This window comes from Streptomyces caeruleatus (assembly GCF_001514235.1).
GTDB classification, from domain to species: domain Bacteria; phylum Actinomycetota; class Actinomycetes; order Streptomycetales; family Streptomycetaceae; genus Streptomyces; species Streptomyces caeruleatus.
The window spans coordinates 250,250-267,586 of record NZ_KQ948928.1; the positions used below are offsets into that span (position 1 = coordinate 250,250).

At 72.8% G+C, this 17,337-nt stretch carries 16 protein-coding genes; 8 read left to right on the forward strand and 8 right to left on the reverse strand.

Going from position 1 to position 17,337, the window contains the following annotated elements; translation table 11 throughout:
• Window positions 1–11: 11 nt before the first annotated feature.
• Entirely contained in the window at window positions 12–1,625 is a 1,614-nt protein-coding gene (locus tag AQJ67_RS16675) for an AMP-binding protein (protein WP_244190477.1), read from the reverse strand.
• Window positions 1,626–1,811: 186 nt separating this feature from the next.
• On the opposite strand from AQJ67_RS16675, the gene AQJ67_RS16680 reads away from it, so the two are divergent.
• On the forward strand, window positions 1,812–2,942 hold the full coding sequence (locus tag AQJ67_RS16680) for an acyl-CoA dehydrogenase family protein (protein WP_062719553.1): 1,131 nt from the start codon (window positions 1,812–1,814) through the stop codon (window positions 2,940–2,942).
• Complete coding sequence (locus AQJ67_RS16685) at window positions 2,939–3,337, forward strand: RidA family protein (RefSeq protein WP_062719554.1); 399 nt, start codon at window positions 2,939–2,941, stop codon at window positions 3,335–3,337. Before AQJ67_RS16680 ends, AQJ67_RS16685 begins: the two co-directional genes overlap by 4 nt.
• 7 nt (window positions 3,338–3,344) lie before the next feature.
• On the opposite strand, the gene AQJ67_RS16690 is transcribed toward AQJ67_RS16685, so the two are convergent.
• Window positions 3,345–3,542: a DUF5999 family protein gene (locus AQJ67_RS16690; RefSeq protein ID WP_062719555.1), complete on the reverse strand. Its 198-nt coding sequence runs from the start codon at window positions 3,540–3,542 to the stop codon at window positions 3,345–3,347.
• A gap of 262 nt (window positions 3,543–3,804) precedes the next feature.
• Here AQJ67_RS16690 and AQJ67_RS16695 point away from each other — a divergent pair, with 262 nt between their 5' ends.
• On the forward strand, window positions 3,805–4,257 hold the full coding sequence (locus AQJ67_RS16695; protein WP_062719556.1) for a DUF6299 family protein: 453 nt from the start codon (window positions 3,805–3,807) through the stop codon (window positions 4,255–4,257).
• 117 nt (window positions 4,258–4,374) lie between these two features.
• Here the strand turns inward: AQJ67_RS16695 and dmpG are convergent, their stop codons facing one another.
• The 3 genes from dmpG to AQJ67_RS16710 are packed head-to-tail and all read right to left on the reverse strand — an operon-like array spanning window position 4,375 to window position 7,186.
• Window positions 4,375–5,397, reverse strand: coding sequence for a 4-hydroxy-2-oxovalerate aldolase (dmpG, locus tag AQJ67_RS16700; RefSeq protein WP_062719557.1), 1,023 nt, complete (start codon window positions 5,395–5,397; stop codon window positions 4,375–4,377).
• Complete coding sequence (locus AQJ67_RS16705) at window positions 5,394–6,335, reverse strand: acetaldehyde dehydrogenase (acetylating) (RefSeq protein WP_062719558.1); 942 nt, start codon at window positions 6,333–6,335, stop codon at window positions 5,394–5,396. Before AQJ67_RS16705 ends, dmpG begins: the two co-directional genes overlap by 4 nt.
• Window positions 6,332–7,186 (reverse strand): 2-keto-4-pentenoate hydratase, encoded by an 855-nt coding sequence (locus tag AQJ67_RS16710; protein ID WP_244190478.1) that lies wholly within the window; start codon window positions 7,184–7,186, stop codon window positions 6,332–6,334. Before AQJ67_RS16710 ends, AQJ67_RS16705 begins: the two co-directional genes overlap by 4 nt.
• Before the next feature lie 181 nt (window positions 7,187–7,367).
• On the opposite strand from AQJ67_RS16710, the gene AQJ67_RS16715 reads away from it, so the two are divergent.
• Both AQJ67_RS16715 and AQJ67_RS44455 read left to right on the forward strand, forming a co-directional pair.
• Window positions 7,368–8,090 (forward strand): IclR family transcriptional regulator, encoded by a 723-nt coding sequence (locus AQJ67_RS16715; protein ID WP_062719559.1) that lies wholly within the window; start codon window positions 7,368–7,370, stop codon window positions 8,088–8,090.
• Between the two features lie 155 nt (window positions 8,091–8,245).
• A complete protein-coding gene (locus tag AQJ67_RS44455) occupies window positions 8,246–10,894 on the forward strand; it encodes an ATP-binding SpoIIE family protein phosphatase (RefSeq protein WP_244190479.1) in 2,649 nt (882 codons plus the stop codon).
• A 51-nt stretch (window positions 10,895–10,945) separates the two neighbouring features.
• Here AQJ67_RS44455 and AQJ67_RS16725 read toward each other — a convergent pair whose 3' ends face one another.
• Both AQJ67_RS16725 and AQJ67_RS16730 read right to left on the reverse strand, forming a co-directional pair.
• Complete coding sequence (locus AQJ67_RS16725; protein WP_062719560.1) at window positions 10,946–11,986, reverse strand: amidohydrolase family protein; 1,041 nt, start codon at window positions 11,984–11,986, stop codon at window positions 10,946–10,948.
• 212 nt (window positions 11,987–12,198) lie between these two features.
• Window positions 12,199–12,519, reverse strand: coding sequence for a hypothetical protein (locus tag AQJ67_RS16730; RefSeq protein ID WP_208614983.1), 321 nt, complete (start codon window positions 12,517–12,519; stop codon window positions 12,199–12,201).
• An 86-nt stretch (window positions 12,520–12,605) separates the two neighbouring features.
• Here AQJ67_RS16730 and AQJ67_RS16735 point away from each other — a divergent pair, with 86 nt between their 5' ends.
• The 3 genes from AQJ67_RS16735 to AQJ67_RS16745 are packed head-to-tail and all read left to right on the forward strand — an operon-like array spanning window position 12,606 to window position 16,205.
• Entirely contained in the window at window positions 12,606–14,222 is a 1,617-nt protein-coding gene (locus AQJ67_RS16735) for a bifunctional 3-(3-hydroxy-phenyl)propionate/3-hydroxycinnamic acid hydroxylase (protein WP_425264162.1), read from the forward strand.
• A gap of 10 nt (window positions 14,223–14,232) precedes the next feature.
• Window positions 14,233–15,096, forward strand: coding sequence for an alpha/beta fold hydrolase (locus AQJ67_RS16740; protein WP_062719563.1), 864 nt, complete (start codon window positions 14,233–14,235; stop codon window positions 15,094–15,096).
• Window positions 15,093–16,205, forward strand: a complete 1,113-nt coding sequence (locus tag AQJ67_RS16745) for a VOC family protein (protein ID WP_244190480.1) — start codon at window positions 15,093–15,095, stop codon at window positions 16,203–16,205. Before AQJ67_RS16740 ends, AQJ67_RS16745 begins: the two co-directional genes overlap by 4 nt.
• 136 nt (window positions 16,206–16,341) lie before the next feature.
• Here the strand turns inward: AQJ67_RS16745 and AQJ67_RS16750 are convergent, their stop codons facing one another.
• A complete protein-coding gene (locus tag AQJ67_RS16750; RefSeq protein WP_062719564.1) occupies window positions 16,342–17,262 on the reverse strand; it encodes a LysR family transcriptional regulator in 921 nt (306 codons plus the stop codon).
• Between the last annotated feature and the right edge of the window lie 75 nt (window positions 17,263–17,337).

Consider the following 17,337-nt stretch of genomic DNA (forward strand, 5'->3'; position numbering starts at 1 on the left):
GTTCGTACGGATCACTGCCGGTCGCCCGGCGGGTCACCGGCGTCGCGCAGCCGGAAGCGCTGGAGTTTGCCGGTCGCGGTGCGCGGCAGCGCGTCCAGGAAGACGAACTCCCGCGGGCACTTGTACGGCGCCAGCTCCGCCTTGACGAACGCCCGCAGCGCCTCCACGTCGCGTCGCGCACCCTCCCTGAGCACCGTGTATGCCACCACCACCTGCCCGCGCGCCTCGTCGGGCCGCCCTACCACCGCCGTCTCCAGCACGTCTGGGTGGCGCAGCAGGGCCTCCTCTACCTCGGGGCCCGCGATGTTGTAGCCCGCCGAGATGATCATGTCGTCCGCGCGGGCGACATAGCGGAAGTAGCCGTCACTCTCCCGGACGTAGGTGTCACCGGTGATGTTCCAGCCGTCCCGTACGTACTCGTGCTGCCGGGGGTCGGCGAGATAGCGGCAGCCGACCGGTCCGCGCACGGCGAGCAGCCCGGGCTCCCCGTCGGGCAGCTGTCGGCCCTCGTGGTCCACCACGCGCGCGTGCCAGCCCGGAACGGGCCGCCCCGTCGTGCCGGGCCGGATGTGCTCGTCCGCCGCGGAGATGAAGATGTGCAGCAGCTCGGTGGCGCCGATGCCGTTGATGATGCGCAGCCCGGTCCGCTCGTGCCAGGCCCGCCAGGTGGCGGCGGGCAGGTTCTCGCCCGCCGAGACACAGCGGCGCAGCGAGGAGATGTCGTGTGAGTCGAGCTCGTCGAGCATCGCGCGGTACGCCGTCGGGGCGGTGAACAGCACGGACACCCCGTGCTCGCCGATCGCGGGCAACAGCTGCTTGGGACCGGCCTGTTCGAGGAGCAGGGCGCTGGCGCCGGCCCGCATCGGGAAGACGACGAGCCCGCCGAGGCCGAAGGTGAAGCCGAGCGGGGGACTTCCGGTGAAGACATCGCCCACATGTGGTCGGAGCACATGCTCGGAGAAGGTGTCGGCTATCGCGAGCACATCCCGGTGGAAGTGCATACAGCCCTTGGGGCGTCCGGTGGTCCCCGAGGTGAAGGCGATCAGAGCGACGTCGTCGGCCGCGGTGTCGGCGGCGGGGTACGGCTCGTCGGGGGCGGGGTGGCGCAGGAGGTCGTCGGGGGCGTCGCCGCCGTACGTGGCGAGGTGCAGACCGGGTATCTCGGCCTTGGCCAGGTCGTCGACGGCCCGGATGTCGCACAGCGCGTGCCGCACCCGGGCGATCTCACAGATGGTCCGCAGCTCGTGCGCCCGCTGCTGGGCCAGCACGGTGACGGCGACCGCGCCCGCCTTCAGCACCGCCAGCCAGCAGGCGACCAGCCAGGGCGTGGTCGGGCCGCGCAGCAGCACCCGGTTGCCCGGGACGACGCCGAGGTGGGTGGTGAGCACATGTGCCAGCCGGTCGACGCGGGCACGCAGTGTGCCGTACGTCCATGTGTCGCCGGACGGGGTGTGGAACGCGGGGCGCTCGTCGGGCGGGCCGTCGAGCAGCTCGGCGGCGGCGTTGAGCCGATCGGGGTAGCGCAGCCCCGGCAGGTCGAAGTGGAGCTCGGGCCACTGGTCGGGCGGTGGCAGATGCTCGCGGGCGAAGGTGTCGACGTGGGCGGAGCGGTGCAGACCGGCCATGGCGGTTCGCCCCCTTGCCGTGTGGGCTGCCTTGTGGGCGTCGTGCTTCTGGGCATCGTGTCGGCTCGCACAGGGAGCGTATCGTGTTGGTGACGACAGTCAATGGTGCGCGATATCGTCGAGGAGGTCCGTCGAGGAGGTCCGTCGAGAGGGCCCGTCGCGGACGGCCCCGCAGGGAGGTCGGCAATGCCCGCATTCTCACTCGATCCACCGCAAACCGCATGGTGTGCGGAACTGCGCACCCTTGCCGCCGAACGGCTGCGCCCGCTCGCGGAGAAGGGCGAGCCCGGGCACGTCAACCGCCCCCTCGTCGTCGAGCTCGGCCAACTGGGGCTTTTGAAGCGGCTGTTCACCTCCGGCGCGGTCGACCTGTGCCTGATGCGGGAGTCCCTCGCGTACGCCTGCACGGAGGCGGAGACCGCGCTCGCCCTCCAGGGCCTGGGCGCGCACCCCGTGCACGCGTACGGCACGCCCGCCCAGCGGGACCGCTGGCTGCCCGGCGTGATCGACGGGAGCGCTGTGGCGGCCTTCGCGCTGAGCGAGCCGGGGGCCGGTTCGGACGCGGCGGCGCTGGAACTCGCCGCCGAGCCCGACGGACCCGCCCGCTGGCGGCTCACCGGCGAGAAGTGCTGGATCTCCAACGCCCCCGAGGCCGACTTCTACACCGTGTTCGCCCGCACCACCCCGGGCGCCGGCGCCCGCGGCGTCACCGCCTTCCTGGTCCCCGCCGACCGCCCCGGCCTCACCGGGACCGGCCTCGACATGCTGTCCCCGCACCCCATCGGCAGCCTCGACCTCGACGCCGTCCCGGTCACCGCCGACGACGTGCTGGGCGAACCCGACCGCGGCTTCCGGGTCGCGATGGGCACCCTCAACCTCTTCCGGCCCAGCGTCGGCGCCTTCGCCGTCGGCATGGCCCAGGCCGCCCTGGACGCCACCCTCGCGCACACGGCCCGACGCGACGCGTTCGGCGGCAAGTTGCGGGACCTCCAGACGGTCGCCCACCAGGTCGCCGAGATGGCCCTGCGCACGGAGGCGGCCCGTCTCATGGTGTACGCGGCGGCGACGGCGTACGACGAGCAGGCGCCGGACGTACCGCGGCGGGCCGCGATGGCGAAGCTGCTCGCGACGGAGACCGCGCAGTACGTCGTCGACCGGGCGGTCCAGCTGCACGGCGCCCGCGCCCTGCGCCGCGGCCACCTGCTGGAGCACCTCTACCGCGAGGTGCGCGCCCCGCGCGTCTACGAAGGCGCCAGCGAGGTGCAACGCGGCATCATCGCCAAGGAGTTGTACGCGGACATGGAGGCAGGCCAGTGACCACCGAGCGCGTCAACCCGCCCGACCTGTCCCCGCCCACCGGCTTCTCCCACGCGGTCGTCGCCACCGGCTCGCGCGTCGTGTTCCTGGCCGGGCAGACCGCGCTCGACGCCGACGGCAAGGTGGTCGGGGAGACGCTCACGGAGCAGTTCGAGCGGGCGCTCACGAACCTGCTGGCCGCGCTCGCGGCGGCCGGCGGCGCTCCGGCCGACCTCGCGCGGGTCACCGTCTACGCCACGGACGTGGCGGCGTATCGCGCGCAGGTCGCCGAACTCGGCCGAACCTGGCGGCAGTTGGCGGGGCGAGACTACCCGGCGATGGCGGTCGTCGAGGTCGTACGCCTCTGGGACGAAGAGGCCATGGTGGAGCTGGACGGGTTCGCGGTACTGCCGTAGGGCGTGCTCACGCCGCCATGGCGAGCCGCTCGGCCGGTACCCGCTGCGGTGCGACGACGCGGCCGTCGGGCAGCAGTTCACCGCTGTCGTCGAAGACGATCGCCCCGTCGCAGAGCAGGCTCCAGCCCTGCTCGGGGTGTGCGGCCACCACATGGGCGACGCGGCTTTCGGAGGAAGGGCACGAAGGCTGGTGGTGGGAACACATGGCGCACCTCCACATGGGGCGGACGAGCCGTGTGCGTCGTCCATATGGGTAGACCATCCTCCCGTCCCGCAGTGTCGATTCTGCGGCTCCGCCGCGGGCATCGGAACGGCCCGCCGTGAACCGTGACAACACGCGGACAACTCTCTGACCGATCCACGAAGGTCGGGGCGGACTCGCCACCGAAGGGGTGACGATCACGCCCATAAGCACACCGGCCCGGTACCAGTGGAGGCCCCCACTCCGCCCACCGGGAGGTCATCCCATGCCCCTGCGCCCCGCTCTCGCCGCCGCCACCGGCGCCGCGCTGCTCCTGCTGGCAGCCGCGCCCTCGGCCCTCGCCGACTCCGACGTCACCGCCGAGCCCAAGGAGACCGTGACGGTCGACAAGACGGTCCGTATGGCCACGGACGGCACCGTCACCGTCAGCGGCACCTACCGGTGTGCCGACAGCAAGGGCCCCGTCTTCGTGAGCGCCTCCGTCGGCCAGAAGTCCGCCACCACCCGGTACGCCATCGGCGGCACCCTCGCCGTGTGCGACGGCAAGAAGCACCGCTGGGAGAACAAGAGCAGGACCTCCTCGGCCACCCTCAAGCACGGCAAGGCGGACGTCGAGGCCACCGTCGTGGAACTCCGCCCCGCGGACGACCTGGGCGGCCTGCCCCTGCCCCACTTCCACGCGACGTCGAAGAAGGACATCACCCTGACGAAGGCGTGACGGCGGCCCTCACGACCGGGCACCCCAGCACACCCCGCTCGCGCGCGCTCTCTCTCCCCCCCCCGCAGTGCGTCGCGCCCCTCCCCGACCGGAGGGGCGCGACGCCGTACCGCGAGGTCAGGACGACACGGCCGCCGCGCGGCGGACCAGGTCCAGCGCGATGTCGGTGATCATGTCCTCCTGGCCGCCCACCATGCCCCGGAGGCCCACCTCGACGAGGATGCCGCGGGTGTCCAGGCCGTAGCGGGCCGCCGCCGTCTCCGCGTGCCGCAGGAAGCTGGAGTACACGCCCGCGTAGCCGAGGCTGAGGGTCTCGCGGTCCACCCGGACCTCACGGTCCTGCAGCGGACGTACGAGGTCGTCGGCCGCGTCCATCAGGGGGAACAGATCACACATGTGGTCCCAGCCCATGAGGTCGGCGACCGCCACGAACGCCTCCAGGGGACAGTTGCCGGCCCCGGCGCCCTGCCCGGCGAGGGAGGCGTCCACCCGTACCGCGCCGCTCTCCACGGCGACCACGGTGTTGGCGACGCCCAGGGCGAGGTTGTGGTGGGCGTGGATGCCGAGCTCGGTCTCCGGGGCGAGGACGTCGCGGTAGGCGCGGAAGCGGTCGCGGACGCCGTCCATGGTGAGACGGCCGCCGGAGTCGGTGACGTAGACGCAGTGGGCGCCGTAGGACTCCATCAGCTTGGCCTGGCGGGCGAGTTCGGCCGGCTCGGCCATGTGGGACATCATCAGGAACCCGGCGACGTCCATACCCAGGTCGCGGGCCGCGGATATGTGCTGGGCGGCTATGTCGGCCTCGGTGCAGTGGGTGGCGACGCGTACCGAGCGGACGCCCAGGGCGTGCGCCTGCCTGAGGTCGTGCAGGGTGCCGATGCCGGGGAGGAGCAGGGTGGTGGGCACCGCCTGCCGGGCGGCGTCCACCACGGCCTCGATCCACTCCCAGTCGGTGTGGGTGCCGATGCCGTAATTGATGCTGGAGCCTGACAGCCCGTCGCCGTGGGCGATCTCGATCGCGGCGACGCCCGCCGCGTCCAGCGCGGCGGCGATGGCACGGGCCTGGTCGACGGTGTAGCGGTGCCGGACGGCGTGCATGCCGTCCCGCAGGGTCACGTCCTGGACGTACAGACGGGTCATCGGGAGGCCACCTCCGTGGCGCGGTGGTGGGCGGCCATGCGCTCCGCGGTGCGCAGCGCGGCCGAGGTCATGATGTCGAGGTTGCCGGCGTACGCCGGGAGGTAGTGCGCGGCGCCCTCGACCTCCAGGAAGACGGACACCTTCAGCGCGTCGCCGCCGCCCGGGGCGAGGGCGCGCAGCGGGTCGTCGGACGGCACCTTCTCGAACTGCACCTTCTGCTTCAGCCGATAGCCGGGTACGTACGCCTGCACCCGCCCGACCATCTCCTCGACCGACGCGGTGACGGCCTCGGTCGCGCAGTCGGAGACCAGGCAGTGCACGGTGTCCCGCATGATCAGCGGGGGTTCGGCCGGATTGAGGACGATGATCGCCTTGCCGCGCGCGGCGCCGCCGACCCGCTCGACGGCGGAGGCGGTGGTCTCGGTGAACTCGTCGATGTTGGCGCGGGTGCCGGGGCCGGCCGAGCGGGACGCGATGGACGCGACGATCTCGCCGTAGTGGACGGGCGTGACGGCGCTGACCGCGGCCACGATCGGGATGGTGGCCTGGCCGCCGCAGGTGACCATGTTGACGTTCGGGGCGTCGAGGTGGGCGTCGCCGTTGACCGGCGGCACGACGTACGGGCCGAGGGCGGCCGGGGTGAGGTCGACCAGGGTGCGGCCGAGCGGGCGCAGCACCTCGTCGTGGTGGCGGTGTGCGCCGGCCGAGGTGGCGTCGAAGACGATCTCCACATCGGCGAACTCGTCCAGCGCGACGAGGCCTTCGACGCCTTCGTGGGTCGTGGCGACCTTCAGGCGGCGGGCGCGGGCCAGACCGTCGGAGGCCGGGTCGATGCCGGCCAGCGCGGAGATCTCCAGCGACTCCGACAGCCGCAGGACCTTGATCATGAGGTCGGTTCCGATGTTGCCGGAGCCGATGACGGCGACCTTGGTGCTCACAGCGCGCCCCCTGCCTTCAGCAGGCTCGCGTCCTGCGCGAATCCGACGCGTACGGACCCCAGTGCGGAGATATGTGCCTCGAACACATCCCCCGGCGCGGCGGGCACCATGGGGCCCAGCGCGCCGGTCAGCACCAGGTCGCCCGCGCGCAGCGGATCGCCCCGCTCGGCGAGCGCCGAGGCCAGCCACACGGCGGCGTTGAGGGGGCTGCCCAGACAGGCGGCGCCGGAGCCCTCGGAGACGGTCTCGCCGCCCCGTGTCATGGTCATCGTCACCGTCCGCAGGTCGACGGCGGTGAGCGGTACGGGGGTCGCGCCCAGGACGTACAGGCCGCAGGAGGCGTTGTCGGCGACGGTGTCGACCAGGGAGATGTCCCAGCCCGCGATACGGCTGTCCACGATCTCCAGCGCCGGCAGCGCGAAGTCGACCGCGCGCAGGACGTCGACGACCGTGCACTCCCGCTCCGGCAGGTCCCGCCCGAGCACGAGCGCGACTTCGGCCTCCACCTTCGGCTGGAGCAGCCGGCCGGCCGCCACCTCGCCGCCGTCCGGCACGGCCATGTCGGCGAACAGTGCGCCGAAGTCGGGCCGGTCCACGCCGAGTTGGCGCTGTACGGCCACGGAGGTCAGGCCGATCTTGCGGCCGACGATCCGCCGTCCGGCGGCCAGACCGCGCCGGACGCCCAGCTGCTGCACGGCGTACGCGGTCTCCAGGTCCCCGCCGTCGTCGAACAGATCACGCACGGGAGGACAGGCGGTCCCGGTGCGGGCGGCGTCCGCCAGCAGGTCGGCGGCCTTGACCACGGCCGGTGGGGCGGCGTCCGGGTGGGCGCCGTCGAGTGCGGTCGACACGGGATACCTCCGGGAAGGGGAAGGGGAAGGGGAAGCGGAAAGGGAAGGGGAAGCGGAAAGGGAAGGGGAAGAGGGAGGGGAAGGAGAAGCGGCGGGGACTGACATCGATACGTCGATATAGACAGGGTCTTCGCCAAGCGACAAGCTTTGTTCCGTGACACGGAACGGCGCAGGCGGCAACATGCTGGAAAAGGCCGCGAACATTCTGGAGTGCTTCAGTCCGAGCGGCGGGTCGTACCGTCTGTCGGAACTTTCGGAGCACACCGGGCTACCCAAGCCCACGGTGCACCGGCTGGCGGCCGATCTGGTGCGGCTGGGGTGGCTGGAGCGCTCGGGGAACCGGTACCGGCTCGGGGCCAAGCTCTTCGAGCTCGGCTCGCTGGTGCCGCACCGGCTCGATCTGCGCGAGGCGGCCCTGCCGTTCCTCCAGGACCTGTTCGAGGCCACCCGCGAGACCGTCCACCTCGGCGTGCGGGAGGGCATGGACGTCGTCTACCTCGAACGCATCCACGGCCACGAGGCCCTCCAGCTGCCCTCCCGTATCGGCGGCAGCCTGCCGCTGACCTGCACCGGCGTCGGCAAGGCCCTGCTGGCGTTCTCGGGTGCCGAGCTGACCGAGGAGGTGCTGTCCCGGCCGCTGCCGAGCCTCACGCCCCACTCGATCACCGACCCGAACCGGTTGCGTATGGCCCTGGAGAAGATCCAGGTCTCCGGCCTGGCCTACGAGGAGCAGGAGGCCACCCTCGGCGTGGCCTGCATCGCTGCCCCCGTCTTCGCCGGCGGCAGCACGGTCGCCGCCCTCTCGGTGGCGGTGCCCCGCTCCCGTTTCAGCCCCGCCCAGCTCGCGCCCGCCGTACGGACGGCGGCATTGGGGCTGTCCCGTGTCCTGCGCGGGGCTGGCTGACACGCCTGCCGACGCGCTCTGCCGACGCGCCTGCCGACGCGCTCTGCCGACACACCTGCCGACACGCCTGCCGACACACCGGCGGGCGCGGCCGGCCGTACGGCTTGGAGCCGTTCGGCCGGAGTCGCCCGCGCGGGCGGCGTAACGTCGTCAGTGTGGAGCCCACGGCCCGCGGTCTTCTGTCGCGCGCGGCGCACGAGCTCGGCTCGCGAGCGGACGAGCTCAGAGCCGAGCTGGAACAGTGCCTGCGACGCGAACTTCCCGCGCTGTGGGAGGACCCGGACGTTGCCCGGATGGCCTCCGACAACGTCGCCGAGCACCTCGTCGCCGCACTGTTCGGCATCGAACACGCCATCGACCCGGAGCTGATCGAGCCCCCGGCCGCCGACGTGGAACGCGCCCGGGGTCTGGCCCGGCACGGCACCCCCCTGAGCACCATGCTGCGCGCCTTCCGGCTGGCCCAGGGGCTTGTCATCGACCGCCTGATCGTGGAGCTGCCCCGGCTCAGCGACGATCCCGAGCAGGTCAGCGCCGCGGCACGCGAGCTCATCACCGTGTCGACCACCTACGTGGACCGGGTGTCGGAACAGGGCGTCGTCGCCTTCCAGGAGGAGCGGGACCGCCGGCTGCGCTGGCGCTCGGCCATGGTGAACGAGGCGGGCATGCGCATCGGCACCACCCTCGACATCGCCCGCACCGCCCAGGAACTGGCGGACCTCGCCACCGAACACTTCGCCGACCTGGTCACCGTCGACCTGCTCGACGCCGTGCTCCGGGGCGAGGACTGCGCGGGGGAGGGGCCACATGTGCTGCGCCGGATGGCGTGGGGCGCGGGGGTCGGTGGCGGACCGGCGCCGAAGGCCGAGGACGAACCGGACGCCCCGGCCGGGGTGGGGCGGACACCGAAGAGCGGGCCGGGGTCGCCGGCCGGAGTCAGCTCGGTACCGGAGGCCTCGGTTGAGGCAGGTGCCGCGCCGGAGGCCGGGCCGGTGTCGCGGGCGTCGGCCGGGGCTGGCTCGGTTCCGGAGGCTTTGGTTGAGGGAGGTGCCGTGTCGGAGGCCGGGCCGGTGTGGCGGGCGTCGGCCGGAGCCGGCTCGGTTCCGGAGGCCTCGGTTGAGGGAGGTGCCGTGTCGGAGGCCGGGCCGGTGTGGCGGGCGTCGGCCGGGGCTGGCTCGGTTCCGCAGGCGTCCGTCGAGGCCGGGGCCGTACCGGAGGCCGGGCTGGGCCGGGAGACGTCGGCCGGGGCCGGCCCGGCGCCCCAGGCCGTCGGGGGGCCGGAGGCGCCGGCCGGGGTCTGGTCCGACACGGCCATCGCGCTGCAGCAGCTCCACACCTGCCCCCACGGATCACCCTCGGCGTACGCCCTGGCCACCGGGCGGCCGTCCCGGCACCAGTACGGCGGGGCGGCCCCGGACGCCGGGAGCAACTCGACGCTGGTGGTGCCGTTGCGGGCGCGGGGGACGACGTTGGGGGTGGCCGTGTTCCACCGGTACGGTCGTCCCGCCCGCTACGACGAGGAGGATCTGCTCCTCGCGCAGGAGATCGCCGCGAGGGCGGCGGTCGCCGTCGACAACGCGTGCCGCTACACGCAGGCCCGCGCCACCGCCCTCACCCTCCAGCGCAGCCTGCTCCCGCGCCACGCGCCCCGGCAGTCGGCCGTGGACGTCGCCTACCGCTATCTGCCGGCCGGCTCCGACGCCGGGGTGGGCGGCGACTGGTACGACGTCATCCCGCTGTCCGGCGCACGGGTGGCCCTCGTGGTGGGTGACGTGGTCGGCCACGGCATCCGTGCCGCCGCCACCATGGGCCGCCTCAGGACCGCCGTACGCACCCTGGCCGACATCGACCTGCCGCCCGACGAACTCCTCACCCACCTCGACGACGTCGTCCTGCGCCTGTCCGCCGAAGCGTCCACGGGCGCCGACAGCGACAGCGACAGCGACGGCGACGGTGACGCCGGGCCCGAACCGGACCCCCACTCCGACGCCGAGACCGGCGGAGACCTCGGGGCCACCTGCCTGTACGCCGTCTACGACCCCGTCTCCCGCCGCTGCACCCTGGCCCGCGCCGGCCATGTGCCGCCCGCCGTGGTGATCCGGGACGGAACGGTGGACATCCTGGAACTGCCGCCCGGCCCGCCGCTCGGCCTGGGCGGACTGCCCTTCGAGACGGTGGAGGTCGAGCTGCCCGAGGGCAGCCTGATCGCCCTGTACACGGACGGCCTGATCGAGGCCCGCTCCCACGACGTCGACGCCGGCCTCACGACCCTGCGACAGGCCCTCTCCCACCCGGCGCCCTCGCTGGACGCCGCCTGCGACCACGTGCTGGAAGCCCTGCTGCCGTCCAGCGGCCTGCGACCGGACGACGACATCGCCCTGCTCCTCGCCCGTACCCGGGTGCTCGGCGCCGACCGGGTCGCCACCTGGCACCTGGACGCCGACCCCGAGGTCGTGGCCCGGGCCCGCTCGGACGTCGCCCGGCAACTGGCCGACTGGGGCCTCGCGGAACTCGACTTCACCGCCGAACTCGTCGTCAGCGAACTGCTCACCAACGCCATCCGCTACGGACGGCCCCCCATCAGCCTGCGCCTCATCCATGACCGCACCCTCCTGTGCGAGGTCTCCGACGCCAGCAGCACCACCCCGCACCTGCGCCGGGCCCGCGTCTTCGACGAGGGCGGCCGCGGCCTCCTCCTCGTCGCCCAGCTCGCCACGCAGTGGGGCACCCGGCACGCCCGGCGCGGCAAAACGGTCTGGGCCGAACTGAACGAGTCCGCCGCGTTTCCGGTGCCGGTTCTCGAATAGACGGGGTGGGCCTCGGTGCCGGTGGTGGCGACGGCCTCCTCGGCTTCGGCGCTAGGGCTGGAGAAGCCTGAAGACGAGACGCGCGCCGGCTCGCCGCGCCGAGTGCCGCAGCCGGACCGGGAGCGGACGGGACGGGGCCGGTGCGGGGGTGCCGTCGGCCAGGCGGGGGAAGAGGGCTTCGGCGTTGGCACGGTTGACGGCCGCGAGGGTGCGGGCGTCGACGCCGTCGTCGAGGCCGCTTGCGAAGTACTGGCCGGCGGCCGCGGGCGCGAAGGGCCAGTCGCTGCCGAACAGGACGTGTCCGGGGCGGGCGAACGCCAGCAGGGTGGGCAGCGCGGCGGGGCTGGAGGAGAGCGCGGTGTCGAAGTGGAAGCCGCGGAAGTCGTCCAGGATGTCGAGCGGGCTGCGTCCGGAGTCACTGGCCAGGGCGACGGCCATGCGATGGGAGGCGTACGGCAGGAAGCCGCCCGCATGGCTGAGGACGAACCGGATGTTCGGGTAGCGGCGCGGGACGCCGTTGCGTACGAGGAGATAGGCGGCGCGCGTCGTGTCGAGCAGGAAGTCGGCGGCGAACGGCGGGATGCCGTCGACGGCGGCGGCCGGGAGGTCGGCCGGGTGGACGAACACGACGGCGCCGTGCTCGTCGAGGGCCCGCCACAGGGGGTCCTGGCCGTCGGCGCCGAGGTAGGGCCCCTGGTTGTTGGCGAGCAGCGTGACCCCGTCGGCGCCCAGCTCGGCCAGTGCCCGCTCGGCCTCCGCGGCCGACGCGACGACGTCGGGCATGGGCAGCGTGGCGAACCAGCCGAAGCGGGCCGGGTGTTCGGCGGCGAGGCCGGCGGAGTACTCGTTGAGCCGCCGGGCCAGGCGGACGGCCTCGACCGGGTCGGACAGGAAGCCCGTCCCGGGGGTGGACAGGGAGAGGATCGCCGTCTGCGTACCCAGCAGATCCATCACCTCCAGCGCGGCACCGGCACCCCACTCGGGCAGCGCCCGGCCACCCGGCTCGGCGATGCCGGCCTGGGCGAGGACATCGCGGTAGAAAGGCGGAACGAGGTGCTGGTGGACGTCGATCCGACGGGACGGCTTGCTCATGGTGCGGCCTCTCGGCTCTCTCGTGGCCTCTCGGCCCGCTCGTGTCTGGGAGATCGGAAACGCCCGCCCGCCACCGGCGCCTGCGCACCGACCGGTTGACGAGGAGCGAGGCGGGGGGCCTCCGGCATGCGGTGGGCTCGTGTCCGGTGACCTGCCCGGGCCATGTGCCGGGCCCGCGCCGGGCCGCCTCCTCGCGCTGTACGTGGTCAGGCTCAACCCTCGCTCCTCGCCGCCATGCGGACGGCCGCCTCGTGGACCAGCCGCGCGTGCAGCTCGAACATCGCCACCAGGTCGACGCGGTCGCCGCTCACCTCGTGGTGCACGAACAGCCCGTCGGCACCGGCCACGGCATACGTGGCGAGGGTCTGCACGACGTCCTCGTCGAGGGCGCGGAAGAGGGTGGTGATCGTCTCCTCTATCCGCTGCCGGGAGATGGCGCGGACCTGGAGGAACACGGTCCGCCCCCGGCGTTCCTCCGGGCGCCGCTCCAGGCACTTGACCGTCCCTGACGTCGAGCTTACCGTAGCGAACATTCCAATTGGAGTAAACGCTACAGCAACAGCCGACAGGGACGACAGTGCCGCGACAGGGACGACAGTGAGGTGGCCTGGTGAGTGAGATCAGCGCCGGCAGCAGGGCCGAGGACAAAGCCGACGGCAGCGCGTACGACAGCCCGTACGACGTGGCGGTGATCGGCTACGGGCCCACGGGGGTGACCGCCGCGAACCTGCTGGGCGCGGCGGGCCTGAAAGTCGTCGTCGTGGAGCGCGACGCCGAGGTCTTCTCCCGGGCCCGGGCGATCTCCACCGACGAGGAGGTCCTGCGGATCTGGCAGCGCGTCGGCATGGCCGAACGGCTCAAGCAGGACATGCTGGCCGACCGGCCCCTCGACTTCGTCGACGCCCGAGGCCGCGCCATCCTCAGCGCCCACCCCGCCCCGCGCGGCCACGGCCATCCACCGCAGATGTTCATCTACCAGCCCGCGCTGGAACAGGTCCTGCGCGAGGGCGTCGACCGCTACCCGAACGTCGAGGTACTGCTGCGGCACGAGTGCCTGCGTCTGCGCCAGGACGCCGACGGGGTGGAACTCACCCTGGTGGGCACCGGCGACGACTCCGTACGCCGGCTGCGCGCGCAGTACGTCATCGCGGCCGACGGCGGCTCCAGCCTCACCCGCGCACAGCTCAACGTCGGCTACGAGGGACGGACGTACGAGGACCGCTGGGTCGTCATCGACACCAAGATGATCGAGCCGTGGCCCGACCACGACCGGCTGCGCTTCCGCTGCGACCCGGCCCGCCCGGCGGTGGACTGTCCGACCCCGCTGGGGCACCACCGGTGGGAGTTCCCGATCCTGCCGGGCGACGACGAGGCACGCCTGACCACCGACGACGCGATCCACGCGATGGTGTCCCGGTACGGCATCGGCAGGGACCAGATCAAGATCCTGCGCGCCACCGTCTACAGCCACCACGTCCGCTTCGCCGCCCGCTTCCGCGTCGGCCGCGTCTTCCTCGCCGGGGACGCCGCCCACGCGATGCCGCCGTGGATCGGCCAGGGCATGGCCGCCGGGGTGCGCGACGTGGCCAACCTGTGCTGGAAACTCGACGCCGTCGTACGCGGCGAACTGCCCGAGTCGGTGCTCGACAGCTACGAGACGGAGCGCAAACCGCACGTCAAGGAGATCACCAGGCGGGCCGTGTTCGTCGGCCGGATCATCACCGACCGGCGGCTCGCCGTCACCCGGGTCCGGGACGCCGTACTCGCGGCCGTGAACCGCATACCGGGCGTCGCCCGCCGGCTGCAGGACTCCCACTGGATCCCCGCCGCCCACTACGCCGACGGCTTCCGGGCCCGCCCGCGCGCCAAGGCCACCGGACACCAGCTCCCCCAGCCCTGGGTGACCGGCCCCGACGGCAGCCGGGCCCGCCTGGACGACGTACTGGGCGGCCGCTGGCTGCTCCTGCACAGCACGCGGGACACCCCGCAGCCCGTCTGGGACCGCTCCGGCGTCCCCTCCCTGACCGTCCTGCCGGCCGGCGCACGTCCGGCGCCGGGCGCGGTCGTCGACGACGACGAGGTGCTGCTGCCCTGGCTGACCGAGCACCGCGCCACCACCGTCGCCCTGCGCCCGGACGCCTACGTCTACGCCGCCGCCCCCTGGGGCGCCCAACTCCCGCCGCCCCCGGCCGGGTTCGCCCCGGCACCGCACCCGACCGCGACCACCGCCCCGTGAGGACCACACCATGACCACGCAGACCGACCTGCCCGCGATGCAGGAGTACACGACCGACGTCGGCGGCAGGCACATCTTCGTCGCCGAGACCGGCCAGGACGCGCCCGTCCTGCTGCTGCACGGCGGCGGCCCCGGCGCCTCCGGCGTCGCCAACTACACCCGGAACATCGCCGAGCTGGCCAAGGAGTACCGGGTCATCGTCCCCGACCTGCCCGGATACGGCCGCAGCACCAAGGGCCTCGACCTCAGCGACCCCTTCGGCTCCCTGGCCGCCGGCATCCGCGGCCTGCTCGACCGACTCGGCCTGGAGAAGGTTCACTTCGTCGGCAACTCCTACGGCGGTGCCTGCGCCCTGCGCCTGGCCCTGGACACCCCCGACCGGGTCGAGCGCATGGTCCTCATGGGCCCCGGCGGCATCGGCACCACCCGTGCCCTGCCCACCCCGGGTCTGAACTGCCTGCTGGACTACTACAACGGCGAGGGACCGACCCGGGCGAAACTGGAGAAGTTCATCCGCCACTACCTGGTCTTCAACGCCGCCGACGTGCCGGACAGCGTCATCGACGCCCGCTACCGGGACAGCATCGACCCGGAGGTGGTGGCGGACCCGCCGCTGCGGCGCCCCAAGTCGCTGGGCGCCCTGTGGAAGATGGACTTCACCCGCGACAAGCGCCTCGCCCGGCTGCCCGTGCCGACCCTGGTGCTGTGGGGCTCCGCCGACAAGGTCAACCGGCCCGGCGGCGGCCGGATGCTCGCCGACCGGCTCCCCAACGGCGACCTCTACATGGTCGCCAACACCGGGCACTGGGTGCAGTTCGAACGCGCCGAGCTCTTCAACCGGCTCTGCGCCGACTTCCTGGCCGGCCGCCGATGACTACACACCAGGGTTACCAGGGCTACCAGGGTTACCAAGGCCACCAGGGCCACCAGGGCCACCAGGGCTACCAGGGTTACCAGGGTTACCAGGGTTACCAGGGCCACGACGCCCCGTCCGTCTTCGGCGCGGTCCACCTCGGCTACATCGTCGTCGAGACCAACCGCTTCGCCGACTGGCGCCGCTTCGGCACCGAGGCCATCGGCATGCACCACGACGACCTCGACACCGGCCTGATGCGCTTCCGGCTCGACGACCACGAGTGCCGCTTCCTGCTGCGGCGCGGACCCGCCGAGGACGTCGTCGCCATCGGCTGGCACCTCGACGACCACACCACCTTCGAGCAGATCGAGGCCCGCGTCCGCGCCCACGGCGTCCCCGTCGTCGAGGGCACCGCCGAGGAGGCGCGAATGCGCGGCGTCGAACGCCTGCTGCGCTTCCCCGGCCCCAAGGGCATCACCCAGGAGATCTACACCACCCCGGTCCTCTCCCCGCAGCCCCTGCGGATGCTGGCCTCCGGCTGGGTCACGGGCGACTCCGGCATGGGCCACGTCGCGATCACCTCGGCCAGACCGACCCTGATGCGCGGCTACTTCAACACCGTCTTCGACGCCCGCGTCACCGACTACATCGACGAGACGATCAGCGGCGTCAAGCTCAAGATCCGCTTCCTGCGCGTCAACGAACGCCACCACTCCATCGCGATAGCCGCCGTCCGGGGCCTGCCCGTCGACCCGGTCCGCACCCGCGTCCAGCACCTCAACGTCCAGGTCGCCACCCTGGACGACCTCGCCCGCAGCTACGACCGGGTGCACGAACTCGGCTTCGACATGGCCCTGTCCGTCGGACAGCACACCAACGACAAGGAACTCTCCTACTACGCCCGCACCCCCTCGGGCTTCGAGTGGGAGGTCGGCTGGAACCCCGTCGTCATCGACGAGACCACCTGGGAACCCAGCACCCACCAGGGCATCAGCATCTGGGGCCACACCCCGGTCGGACAGACAATCGCCGACAAGCTCGACCAGTTCCGCCTCGGCGCCCGCTCCCTCACCCGCCCCGAGAAGACCGTCAAGGCCCTCAGCGGCGCCGGCATCCCCGACGACTGACCTGCCCCGACGACTGACCTTCACCGACGACTGACCTCCACCGAGGCCCGACTCCCGGCCCCGCACGACCCACCACCGCCGCCCGCATGACGCCGTATCAGCCATGCCCTGCCCGCGAAGGCGAGTCGGCGAGGCCTCACGCCTGTTCGGAGCGGAGGGCGACGGCCCGAAGGAGGGCGCGTCGGCAGGCCTGGACGGCGGGGTGCCGGCCGCGGCCGCGGCGTACGACCGTGAAGATGCGACGGCTGCGCTGGCCGCGGGGGAGTGGCCGCAGCGCGACCGTCGGGGGCTGTCCGCTCCAGACGAGGCCGGGCAGGAAGGCCGCGGCGTGTTCCTGTTCGACCAGGCGCTGGTGGAGCAGCAGGTCGGTGGTCTCGAACCGTACGTCGGGTTCGAACCCGGCGTTGCGGCACAGGGTCATGGCCCAGTGCCGGGCGGCCGTGCCCTCGGGTTCCATCACCCACGGATGCTCGGCGAGGGAGCGCAGCGTCGCCGTCGGACCGTTGCCGTCCGGGGTGCGGGCCGTCCTCGGCAGGGCGAGGTGCAGGGGGTCGTCGAGGAGGTCTTCCTGTTCGAGTTCGGCGGGCCGGGGGTTGGGGTTGCCCGGGTACTCCTCGGCGAGGACGAGGTCGAAGTCACGGGCCTGCAGGGCGGGCAGGGCCGTTTCGGGCTCCATGTGCGTGACGTGTACGCGCAGGCGCGGATGCTGGTCGCGCAACAGGCCGAGCGCGGCCGGGACCAGGGCCAGGGCGGCGGTCTGGAACGAGGCGAGGCGCAGGGTGCCCGTCAGGTCGCTGAGGGAGGCGGCGATGTCGGCCTCCGCGCGCTCCAGGCGTTCGAGGACCGCCTCGGTGTGGGCGACCAGGATCTCGGCCTGCTCGGTCAGCCGCACCCGCCGCCCGACCGGTTCCAGCAGCGGCACACCGACCTCGGCCTCCAGTTGGGAGAGCTGCTGGGAGACGGAGGAGGGGGCGTAGGACAAGGCGGCGGCGACGGCGGCCAGGGTGCCGCGATGCTTGAGCTCGCGCAGCAGACGCAGCCGGTGCAGATCGAACATGGCGGCCCCGAATCATCGTTCTTCTTGACGGGTATAGGTCGGAAACGTTCGCTGGACCGATTATAGAAAGTGCCG